The 11,710-nt window shown below is 60.7% G+C and carries 8 protein-coding genes; 3 read left to right on the top strand and 5 right to left on the bottom strand.

Annotation, left to right across the window (positions count from 1 at the left end):
• Positions 1 to 155 precede the first annotated feature (155 nt).
• Positions 156 to 1,724 (top strand): replicative DNA helicase, encoded by a 1,569-nt coding sequence (locus tag BXY39_RS05890; RefSeq protein WP_121937927.1) that lies wholly within the window; start codon positions 156 to 158, stop codon positions 1,722 to 1,724.
• Positions 1,725 to 1,765: 41 nt separating this feature from the next.
• Here the strand turns inward: BXY39_RS05890 and BXY39_RS05885 are convergent, their stop codons facing one another.
• From BXY39_RS05885 to BXY39_RS05875, 3 genes are read right to left on the bottom strand one after another with little or no spacing between them, the layout of a single operon-like run.
• Entirely contained in the window at positions 1,766 to 2,155 is a 390-nt protein-coding gene (locus BXY39_RS05885) for a 2Fe-2S iron-sulfur cluster-binding protein (protein WP_121937926.1), read from the bottom strand.
• Positions 2,152 to 3,306, bottom strand: a complete 1,155-nt coding sequence (locus BXY39_RS05880; protein WP_121937925.1) for a cysteine desulfurase family protein — start codon at positions 3,304 to 3,306, stop codon at positions 2,152 to 2,154. Before BXY39_RS05880 ends, BXY39_RS05885 begins: the two co-directional genes overlap by 4 nt.
• Positions 3,307 to 3,326: 20 nt before the next feature.
• Entirely contained in the window at positions 3,327 to 4,595 is a 1,269-nt protein-coding gene (locus tag BXY39_RS05875) for a cysteine desulfurase family protein (RefSeq protein ID WP_245998979.1), read from the bottom strand.
• A 98-nt stretch (positions 4,596 to 4,693) separates the two neighbouring features.
• Here BXY39_RS05875 and BXY39_RS05870 point away from each other — a divergent pair, with 98 nt between their 5' ends.
• Positions 4,694 to 5,341 (top strand): alpha/beta hydrolase, encoded by a 648-nt coding sequence (locus BXY39_RS05870; protein ID WP_121937923.1) that lies wholly within the window; start codon positions 4,694 to 4,696, stop codon positions 5,339 to 5,341.
• 46 nt (positions 5,342 to 5,387) lie between these two features.
• Here BXY39_RS05870 and BXY39_RS05865 read toward each other — a convergent pair whose 3' ends face one another.
• On the bottom strand, positions 5,388 to 6,542 hold the full coding sequence (locus BXY39_RS05865) for an anhydro-N-acetylmuramic acid kinase (protein WP_211332135.1): 1,155 nt from the start codon (positions 6,540 to 6,542) through the stop codon (positions 5,388 to 5,390).
• A 341-nt stretch (positions 6,543 to 6,883) separates the two neighbouring features.
• Here BXY39_RS05865 and tyrS point away from each other — a divergent pair, with 341 nt between their 5' ends.
• Entirely contained in the window at positions 6,884 to 8,146 is a 1,263-nt protein-coding gene (tyrS, locus tag BXY39_RS05860; RefSeq protein WP_121937922.1) for a tyrosine--tRNA ligase, read from the top strand.
• Positions 8,147 to 8,179: 33 nt separating this feature from the next.
• On the opposite strand, the gene BXY39_RS05855 is transcribed toward tyrS, so the two are convergent.
• Positions 8,180 to 11,608, bottom strand: coding sequence for a YhdP family protein (locus BXY39_RS05855; protein ID WP_147453485.1), 3,429 nt, complete (start codon positions 11,606 to 11,608; stop codon positions 8,180 to 8,182).
• Between the last annotated feature and the right edge of the window lie 102 nt (positions 11,609 to 11,710).

The following is an 11,710-nucleotide window of genomic DNA, read 5'->3' as shown; positions in this document are numbered from 1 at the left end:
ACTTATCCCCGTATTTATCCACATGTGCATAAAACACCGGGGACGACCGCGATTTTTTTCACACACCGCAGCCCGCCTGCCTTACAAATGGGATTTGCACGGCACGCCAATAAATCATCCACACCATAATGGCCGTGGCTCAGGGTTAGGGACTGATGGAAACGCTTAAAACAGCTGCGGCCAACGACACTGGCGGCGACACGCATGCCCCGGAAGACAACGGGGACAATTGCAATAACGCACTGGGCTACCGTCGCCCGCCCCATAATCTGGAAGCGGAACAGGCGCTTCTGGGGGCCATCCTCGTCAACAACGAAGCCGCCCAGAAAGTGCAGAGCTTTCTGCTGGCGGAGCATTTTTTCGAATCCGTTCACGGCCGGATTTATGAGTCCATACTCCGCCTGATGGACAAAAACCAGCTCGCCGATCCCGTCAAGCTGAAGCCCTATTTCGAGGAAGACGAGTCCCTGCACGATGTCGGCGGTGCACAATATCTTGTCCGCCTGGCGGCCAGTGCCGCCACGATCATCAATGCCGAGGACTATGGCCGCGCCATCTATGACCTGGCATTGCGCCGGTCGCTGATCCAGATCGGCGAAGACATGGTCAATGACGCCTATGACGCCCCCGTGGACACCGAAGCGTCCGAGCAGATTTCAGACGCGGAAAAGCAATTGTTCGACCTGGCGGAACTGGGTCAGGTGGACGGGGGCGCCCAACCTTTTTCCCGCGCCCTGCGTGTCGCCGTCGAACACATTGAAAACGCTTATAAGGATCCCGACAGCCTGTCAGGCATCACCACGGGCCTGTCCAGTGTCAACGCCATGATGGGCGGTCTGCACAACTCCGACCTTGTGATACTGGCGGGCCGCCCTGCCATGGGCAAAACCGCGCTGGCCACCAACATTGCCTTCAATGCCGCCAAACGCTGGGCCGAAGACCTGGAAGCCGGTCATGACATGGACCGCAGCAAGGGGGCGGTGGTCGCCTTTTTCTCGCTGGAGATGTCGGCCGACCAGTTGGCGGCCCGGATTCTGTCCGACCGCTCCAACCTGTTCTATGAAGGCCACAAGCCGATCCAAAGCCACGATATGCGTCAGGGCAAACTGGACGAAGCCCAGTTCGAAGCCATTGCCCGTGCGGCGATGGAGCTGGAGGACACGCCGCTTTTCATCGACGATACCCCTGCCCTGTCCATTTCAGCCCTGCGGACGCGGGCCCGGCGCCTGAAACGCCAGCACAAAATGGGGCTCGTGGTTGTGGATTACCTGCAACTCCTGCGGGGCAGCGGCACAGGCGGCGCGTCGGAAAGCCGGGTGCAGGAAATTTCCGAAATCACCCGGGGATTGAAAAGTCTGGCAAAAGAACTGCACGTGCCGGTCATCGCCCTGTCACAGCTCAGCCGTCAGGTGGAGCAACGCGAAAACAAGCGGCCGATGCTGTCCGACCTGCGTGAATCCGGCTCGATCGAGCAGGACGCCGACATGGTGATGTTCGTCTTCCGGGAAGAATATTATAAGGAAAAGGAACAGCCGTCAGAGGGCGAGACGGAAAAATTCGCACAGTGGCAGGCCGATATGGAACAACTTTACGGCAAGGCTGAATTGATCATCGGCAAACAGCGGCACGGGCCTGTCGGCACGGTCAAGCTCAGCTTTGACAAGGAAAAAACCCGCTTCTCCGACCTGATCGAGGAAGACCACCTGCCCGACAGGATGGGATAAGGCGCCCATACGGACGGCTTCCCAATCCCTTAAGCGGTCAATTAAAGGCCCATCATATTGCGGGTTTCGCCCGGCAACTGTACGCAAAGCCCGTCCATGTCATCCTTCAACAGGACCTGACACCCCAGACGGGATGTGGAACACAGCCCGATGGCAAGGTCGAGCATGTCTTCCTCCTCTTCGCTCATGGCCGGCAAAAGCTGGTAAAAGTCGGACGCGACAATCATATGGCAGGTGGAACAGGCCATATTGCCTTCGCATGTTCCTTCCACGTCCAGCCCGTTTTCCTGCGCCAGTTGCAAAAGGGACATGCCCTCTTCCCCCGAGGCGGTCACGCTGGTCCCGTCGGCACGTGTAAAGGTCACGCTGATACCGCCGTCTTGCGCGTCTCCGGATTTGCGGTTTCGCTTCGCCCCAACCACGGATCTCATGAACACAGCCCTTTCAGTTTTTGCACAGCCTGCACAATATCGTTTCCTGCCGTGTCAATATCCTGATCGGTGGTGAAACGGCCAATACCGATACGAAGCGCGGCCCTGGTTTCCGCCTCGCCGCGGCCAATCGCTTCCAGCACATAGGACGGCCCCTCGACAGCGCTGGCGCAGGCAGCGCCGCTGGACAGGGCCAGGCCCCTCAGTTCCGCCAGCAAGAGATCGCCGTCCAATCCGGGAAAGCTGACATTCAGATTGCCGGGCCAGCGTGTGGTCTCGTGACCGTTCAGCAGCATATCGGGAATATCGGCCCGCAACCGCGTTTTCAGACGGTCCATCAGTGTTTTCAGGTGACCGGCCTCCTGGCTCATACCGTCTGAGGACAGACGCGCCGCCCGCCCCAGCCCTGCGACCAGTGCCGGCGGCTGCGTGCCGGACCGCAGGCCGCCTTCCTGCCCGCCGCCATCCATTTGCGGCCTCACAGCCACACGGCGCTCATCCCGCCTGTACAAGGCACCGACCCCCTTGGGGCCATATATCTTGTGGCCCGATATACTCATCAGATCGATGTTCATCGCCTCGGCATTCAGGGGGATTTTGCCGAAAGCCTGGGCCGCATCCGTATGGAACAGGGCACCGGCGGCGCGGGCAATCCGCCCGATCTCGGCCAGGGGCTGAACGACACCGATTTCATTGTTCACAGCCATCACCGAAACCAGCGCCGTCCGCTCGTCGACAACGGCCGACAGCCTGTCCGGGTCGACCAGCCCATCGGAGCCGACAGGCAGCATTTCCACCTCATACCCGTCCCGCAGGCAGGCAGCGGCCGACTGGAGAACGCATTTATGTTCCGTCACAACGGTCACCAGCTTGGGACGTTTGGCTCCAAGCGCCTGCATGACGCCCTTTATGGCCAGGTTGTTCGCCTCCGTCGCGCCGGATGTGAAGACAATTTCACGCGGTTTCGCCGCGATAACGGCGGCCACCTCTTCCCGCGCAAGGTCGAGAGCGGCTTCCGCCGTCCAGCCATAGGCATGGGTGGCCGAGTGCGGATTCCCGAAATGCGTCGCCAGATAGGGCATCATCGCTTTCAGAACCCGTTCATCCAGCGGTGTCGTCGACTGATAGTCCAGATAAATCGGCGGTGCCATGATGCGGTTCCTCACATAGCCTATGCCTGTGCGCGTGCGGATTGCCGCGCGACAAGGGCATGCCAGGCGTCCAGAAAACGATCGATATCCGCTTCGGTGGTCGCATGCCCAAGGGAAACACGGATGGAGGCTTCGGCATCACCCTCGGAAAAACCCAGCGCCGTCAGGACGTGGCTGACCTTCACCTTGCCGGACGAACAGGCCGATCCGGACGAAAGGCAGACGCCGCTCAGATCGAAATGCATCACCTGCGTTTCACCGCGCACACCGGGCAGCATCAGACACGTTGTGTTGGGCAGGCGTCTTGTGTTCCGCCCTATGACACGCGCCTGCGGCGCCGCCGCCACAGCCCCGGCCTCCAACCGGTCCCTGAGAGCGGCCACACGGTCCATATCGCCAAGCTCGGCCAGCGCCTCGACGGCGGCGACACCGAACCCTGCGATGCCTGCAACATTTTCCGTACCGGATCGGCGGCCAAGTTCCTGCCCTCCACCGGCGACAAGAGGGGCAAGCGGGGCTGTCGGCGCCAAAACAATGGCACCGACCCCCTGCGGCCCACCCAGCTTGTGCGCCGACAGGCTCATATAATCGATACCCAATTCCTTGAAATCGAGCGGAATCTTACCCGCCGCCTGCACCGCATCCGTATGACAGCGGGCCCCGTGTGCGTGGGCCCGCTCGGCGATTTCCGCCACGGGCTGGATCATCCCGGCTTCATTGTTTGCCAGCATGACACTGACAAGGGCCGGTTTTGGCGCCTGCTCCAGCGCGGTTTCCAGACTTGCAAAATCGATCAGGCCGTCCGCCGTCATACCGACACGGAAAACCGGCAGACCGCTTGTCGCGGCACCGGCCAGCACACTGTCATGTTCCACTGCCGAGACAACAAGACTGGCGGCGCCCGTCATCTTCAGAACCGCATTGTTGGCCTCCGACCCGCCCGAGGTGAACACCACATCGCGCGGTCTCACGCCGGCAAGGGCGGCGACTTGGGCACGCGCCACTTCCACCACCCTGCGGGCTTCACGGCCGGCCGTATGGACAGAGGACGGGTTCCCGGCCACACGCATGGTCTCGGCCACGGCATCCACCACCGCCGCACGGACAGGGGCCGTGGCGTTGTAATCCAGATAAGCGACTGACCGGTTTTGTCGTATCGTTGCCATGCCAGTGACATAAGCCGATACGGCACTGCCTTCAACGCCGTATTCACTTTCAAGTGCCGTGAGACTTGCGGATATGGGACCGAATTGGATATAGGGATCGCTAGGCCAATTCCAGCCAGCCATATGCAGTCAGCCGGTGGGGCAGCCCGGCCACGGGCCGCCAGCATGCTTCACACCCAGCGCCCGCCCCGCCGGCCAAGCGCGAAAGTACGGACACATATATGCCCGAAGTTATTTTCAACGGACCCGCCGGACGCCTTGAAGGCCGTTACCACCCTGGAAAGTCCGATACGGCGCCTGTCGCACTGATCCTTCATCCGCATCCGCAATATGGCGGCAATATGGATAACAAGGTTACCTATTATCTGTATCATGCCTTCGTACACCGGGGATTTGCCACGTTGCGCTTCAATTTCCGCGGCGTGGGCCGCAGCCAGGGCGAATTCGACAATGGCACCGGGGAATTGTCCGATGCCGCGTCCGCCCTCGACTGGCTACAGGCGATGACACCCAATTCCACCGGAACCTGGATTGCCGGCATTTCCTTCGGCGCGTGGATCGGTATGCAGCTTCTGATGCGCCGGCCGGAAATCAAGGGTTTTATCTCCGTGTCGCCGCCGGCCAATTTATACGACTTCTCCTTTCTGGCACCCTGCCCGTCTTCCGGTATCATCGTTCAGGCGGAAGAAGACGATCTGGTCACGCCGATTTCAACCATCAAGCTGGTCGAAAAACTGCAAAGCCAGAAAGGCATCACCATCGACCATGCGGTGGTCAAACAGGCGAATCATTTCTTTGAGAATGAGTTGAACGAACTGATGGCCGTGGTGAATACGTATCTGAACAAACGTTTGAGCGGCAGGGAATAACACCGGCACGGCCCTGACCGGTATGCGACCAGGATGGCCGGGACGGTCAGTCCGAACCGGGCAGGATCAGACGCCCCCCCACGGTCGGCACCCTGCATCCGGTGGTGGACGGCAGGCTTGTCGGCAAACCGCGTACGCTGCGCGCAGCCAGAAAACCGAACGCCTCGGCCTCCAGGGCATCGCCGCGCCATCCCAGAATTTCCACCGGATCTGTCAGCACCGGAAGATGACTGCGCAGCCGGCGCATCAGCGTCTTGTTGTGCCGGCCCCCGCCGCAGACATACCAGGCTTCGACCGGCTGCGGGAAATGGCTTTGCGCCGCCACGATGGACTCAACGACAAAATCGGTCAGCGTCGTCGCACCGTCCGCCGCCGACAAACCGCGCACCGACTGAATGGTAAAATCATCCCGGTCCAGCGTTTTGGGCGGTGCTTCATCAAAATATGGCGATGCGAGCATACTGGACAGAACATCCGTGTGCAGGCGGCCCGTGGCGGCCAGCTCGCCGTCCGTGTCACATGGCACACCGGTTTGTATGGCAGCCCAGTCGTCCAGCATGGCGTTGCCGGGGCCGGTATCGAATGCCAGAATATCCGGATCGATTTCGCTTCTGGAGAAATCGATCCAGGTCACATTGGCGACACCGCCGATATTCAGCACGGCAACCCGGTCGTGACGCCGCTCGGCCCGCAGCAGCGCCGCGTGATATAGCGGAACCAACGGTGCGCCCTGCCCGCCGGCCGCCATGTCGGCACTGCGGAAATCGAAAACAACCGGCAGACCGAGCTGCCCCGACAGGCCCGCCCCGTCACCGATTTGCCAGGTCCAGCCCTGGTCGGGACGGTGCGCCAGGGTATGCCCGTGCAACCCGATCACAGCAACATTGCTGGCACGTTCGCCCCATTCCATCAGCAATTCTGCGGCAGCCTCGGCGTGCAGCTCCGTCAGATGCCGTTCCAGCTGGCGAAGCTCTTCCGGAAGATTTTCAGAATTTCCGCCGTCACCGCCGGGCCGCCCCTGACAGAAGGCCAGCTGGATCCCCTCGCGTATCCGCCGCCGCGTATCCTCGTCATAGCTGTTGGTCAGCGTCGGTCCAAACTCGGTCACCCTTTCACCGTCCGTACGGATCAGGGCGGCGTCCACGCCGTCCATCGACGTCCCGCTCATCATGCCTATGACATAACACTCGCGGCCATCCATAAGGGCATCAAGGTTGGAAAAGGACGGCACGGCACCAGAAGGTGTGGAGGAAGAAGACATCTGTAATCCCGGTCGGCTTACTCGGTAAAAACTCTCAATTCACGAGACCATAGGACCATGTGCCGGGTATGACCAGTATAATGGGAACACCACGACGCAATTGATCCCGCCCCCGCAAAATGCGGTGCGCCCGCTGTCACTCTCCGTCCGGAAAAAGGCCTTCTTGTCCATCGGATACGCTGTCCCCTTGGCCTGTGCCGCCGGCCTGTGCTAGAGGACGCGCTTCGTGGCAGTGGACCCGATATCCCATCCATGCCGCATACTGTCCGAGGAACCGAACCATGAGCGAAATCACGTCCGACTTTCTGCGTATTCTCCGCGAAAGGGAATTTATCCATCAGGCCACGGACCTGGAAGGTCTGGACCGCCTGTTCAAGGATGGACCGGTGACCGCTTATATCGGTTTCGACTGCACGGGGCCGTCCCTGCATGTCGGCAGTCTCGTTCAGATCATGATGCTGCGCTGGCTCCAGAAAACAGGCAACAAACCGGTCGTACTGATGGGCGGCGGGACAAGCCGCGTGGGCGATCCCTCCGGTAAGGATACGGCCCGCAAGCTGCTGGACGACGCAACGCTGGCGGAATACATGACCGGCATTCACGGAATTTTTGAGCATTTTCTGGACTTCTCCGACCGGAACCCGGCGGCCGCCATCACCGTCAACAACGCGGACTGGCTGGACGATCTGAGCTACATCGATTTCCTGCGTGAAATGGGCCCCCATTTCACCATCAACCGCATGCTGACCTTCGACAGTGTCAAGCTGCGGCTGGACAGGGAGCAACCGCTCACCTTCCTGGAATTCAACTATATGATCCTGCAGGCATACGATTTCCTGGAATTGGCGCGCCGCAGGAACTGCCGCCTGCAAATGGGGGGATCGGACCAATGGGGCAATATCATCAACGGCGTTGAACTGACCCGCCGCGTGGACGGCACCCAGGTGTTCGGTTTGACGTCACCCCTGATCACCACGGCTGACGGCAAAAAAATGGGCAAAACCGCAAATGGCGCCATATGGCTGAACGAGGCACAATTGCCCGCTTACGATTACTGGCAATTCTGGCGTAACACCCAGGACAGCGATGTCGGACGTTTCCTGCGGCTGTTCACCGAATTGCCGCTGGATGAAATCGCGCGGCTGGAAGCCCTGGACGGGGCCGAAATCAATGAGGCCAAAACCGTTCTGGCCAATGAGGCAACCGCCTTGTGCCGGGGACCGGACGCTGCGAAATCGGCCGAAAGCACAGCGCAGGAAACATTCGCCCAGGGCGGCGCCGGCAGCGACCTGCCCAGTATTACCCTCAGCCGGGACATGCTCGCGGCCGGGCCACTTCTTGTCGACCTGTTTGTCGAAACCGGTCTCGGAAAATCAAAGGGCGAAATCCGTCGCCTGATCAAGCAGGGCGGTGCACGCCTGAACGACCAGCCGGTCAGCGATGAGACGCAGGTGCTGGAAATGTCGGCGCTCAGCACGGGTCAGGCAAAACTGTCCGCCGGAAAAAAACGGCACGCCCTGATCCGGATCGCCGTCGACGGATAGCCGTTTTTCTCTGCCTGCCTCGCATGGCCCCTTTCATGGGGCCGGGGTGGGCAGAGGACCCGTTCCATTCTTGCCGGCCGTTTTCATGCCGGCCTCTTCAGTATCCTCAGGGCTGTCACCAATACCCTGACTGGGGCCGGTGCGGGGCCTGGTGTCGCCCCCCTGTCCGCCGATGTTTTGTCCGCCGGCGGGCGGTTGTTGCGGACTGGGCTCTGCCGGTGTGTCTTCGTCCGGTTCAGGCACCGGGGTTTCCACATCGGCCACCTTGCCTTTCGATCCCTCGAAAATCCCTCTCAGGAAACCGGGGGCCAGGCCGGACAGCGGATTGACGCTGACCGTCGGCTCATCAAGGGTTCCCTTCACCCTGTAGGCAAACCCGATCAGTCCCTTGCCCTTACCGCCGGACAGCAATGTCCCGATGATGGGAATACGCCCGAACAGTGAATTCAGCCCGTAAGCCGGTACGATAACACCGTTTACATTGACCTTGCCGACACGCACGCCCACTTCCCCTTCCATGGTCATACCGATTCTGGGGCCGTTGGCCTGGAATTTGTCAAAATCAATCAGCCCGTTTTCATACGCCAGGGTGGCATTGAAGGTCGACATCAGCAGCCCGTCCTCATTCACATAATTGTCCAGGCCCGGCATAATGCCGACAGTCACATCGTCGCTAAAAGCGGACTGGCGGAAGATCGTCGCCGTATCGCTGTTGGCGATCCCCTTCAGGCTCAGACGGTCGCCCCAGCCACGCGTCGTGCCATAAGCCGCCAGGGTGCCGCCCCTCATATGCGCGAAATATCCCATGGCACGCAGAAAGGCACCGCCATCGGCACTGGCCAGGCTAAACAGCTGGCCGGCATCATCACGGTCTTCTGCCCCGCCCTGCTCGACAATGCTCAGGGACATGGGCAATCCGCTTTCCATGTGGCGGGCGGTCAGATCCACCTCCTTGGGTTCACCATCGCGGAACCGGGCCGCTAGGGACAGACCGGAAAGGCTTTCGCCGTTCAGCAGGATCAGCCTGTCCGTACTGATCGCCAGATCCGCGTCCTCGTCGGAGGGCGCCTTGATGTCCGCCAACGCCGCGCGTTCCGCGGCAAGGACGTCAAAAGCCGCCATGGCAGCGGTCGGCTCCTCCAGAAAAGGGCGGATATCCAGCGTATCCGCCATGACATTCACCTGCCACGGGGGAAAGACGGCCTCCCCGCCGGATGGAAATAGGGGAGCCGCACGGGCTATCCGGGCTTTGAATGTGTTGCTGCCCAACCGGGAAAACACCGTATCCGCCATCACCGTACCGTCCTTGTAGGCGACGATATCCAGATGCGCGTCAATGTCATCGCCGGTCACGGTCATCGCGTCGATATAGGTTGCCTCGTCCCGGAAGCGCAGACGCCCATGGGTTTGCACCACCTGACCGGCGGGCTTGGCCCATGCCAGTTCCCGAATGCGCAAGGCACTGTCCGTCAGATCGGCGGAAAACGTTCCTTCATGAAAATTGACCCCGTCCCCGAGAAAACGGCCACGCACATAAAGGGGGCCGACCGCATATTCGGTCACCGGTACTTTCAGGTTTTCAAGCTGGGCGGCCGTTGCCCGCCCCCAGGCGGACAGGTCGCTTTTCCACCCGCCGGCATCCGGTTTGAACGTTTCCCGCCACAGCAGGTTCAGGGGCACACTGTTGACGGTGCCGACGCCCTCGGCAACCAGTGTGTCATTGTCCAGGCGCATGACGATTTCACCGCTGCGCAGGCCCTCTCCCTCCAGAATGTCATCCACTTCCAGATCGTGCAGAACGGCTGCGATATTGTAGCGTACATCGGCATTCTCGGCGGTACGTCCCAGATACATACCGATTTCGGCCTGGGTTTCGGCCTGACCGCGCAGACGATCAAGGCTGATGTTCACCTTATCCAGCATGCGGACAGGATGATGGTTCAGGCCGGACAGCATCTGGGCGATTTCGCTTTTCAGGGTGACGTTAAAGGTGCCGTAGCTTTCCTGCCTGACATCCAGATCGGTCAGCAGGGCGGACGACCGGCCCACCGGCAGGCCCTCGACCATTGCCGAACGGATATCCATCTGCATGGTTTTCCGCGTCATGCGGCCGGAGCCCACGGCTTCGTAAAGCGGCGGCATGGTGGTCACGAAATAGCTGTCGATATGGTCAAAATCGAATGTGACCAGAAACGGGCTGCCCTGTTCAAACGCGCCCTGCCCGTCGGTGTCGGCATTGATTGCAAAGCGCGCATTGGTAACCTCGCCGTCCAGCATCTGCTGAAAAACCCAGGCACGCGCTCCCCGCTCCCGCCCGTCCGGATGCCGCCGGATCGGCCAATAGGTCAACAGTTCGGGAATTGTCATACGCCCGACGGTGCCCGCCATATTGACACCGGGAGCGGTCTTGCCCTTTTCCCAGTAAAGAAGGCCGTCGCTTTGAATAACCGCTGACTGAAGCGCCAGTTCCAACTGTTCGAGACGCAATTCGGCGCTGTCGGCCTCAAACGACGCGACGGCCGTACCGTACCGGATCGGCGCTGGTTTCGGATAGGCGACAGGATGGCTGAGAACGCCTTCGCCGATATCGATCCCGAACCGGGCCCGGCGCAAACCGCCGGTCGCGGTAAGCAAGGCCTCGATGTCAAGAGCCACGGGAAGGTGGAGATAATTCAGCACATCCGGCAGGACAATCTCGCTGTGCAGAGCCGGCAGGTCGGCCGGAACCAGATCCGTCACCGCCCCGGACAGTTCAAGATTGCGCGTCTCACCGTCATACCGGGCGTCCATGCGCAATCCCAGAGGCACAGTGCCCAGCGCCAGATCCAGCTGGGTCGTCACAGCCGCATCGCCGCCATATATGTCCAGCCGGAACACCGGCAGGGACAGAAGAATGTCTTTGTCGGCACCATCGCCCGGATCAATATCCAGGCCCGGTTCCCGACCGAGAAGCGTCAACCGGGCGCCGCGCAGTTCAACATGTCTCAGTCCAGGGAGACCGCTGCGCCCGCGGGCAAGGACCTCTTCAAGGCCCTGCACGAACAGCGCCATCCGTTCCGGCTCGAAACGGGTGTCGCCGCGTTCACCCGAGGGGACCACAAGCGGCCGCCACACCCGTTCCGGAACATCAACCGCGAGACCGTCAAGCTGCAGTCTGGAAAAATCAATTTCACCGAAAAGGGTCCGATAGGTCAGGCCAAGGCGCAGTGCGGGAACACGCAGTACAGCGCCATTCTCCCCACCGGTCGCTGACACATCGCCCAATACCGGAGCCGGCGGGCGGACCGTTACCTGTTCCAGATGGATCCACGGCCTTACATCGTACCAGTCCCAACCGATCCTGGCGCCCTGAAAATCCAATGTCCAGCCAGGGGCGGCCGCGGCGGCCTGCGCCAGAATGGTGTCCCGCGCGAATGCCAGATCAACCGGCGACACCATCAAACGGCCAATGGCGAAGGTCATGAAAAGTACAAGTCCGGTTAAGGCCCAAACACCGGCCTTGACTGTTATGCTGACCAATCTTTTCAATCCGCCGTCACTCGCATGTTGTACACAATAATACCG

The organism is Eilatimonas milleporae, assembly GCF_003688555.1.
Taxonomy (GTDB): domain Bacteria; phylum Pseudomonadota; class Alphaproteobacteria; order Sphingomonadales; family Kordiimonadaceae; genus Eilatimonas; species Eilatimonas milleporae.
Note: the sequence above shows the minus strand (reverse complement) of the source record. Positions and strands in the feature narration are given on the sequence as shown.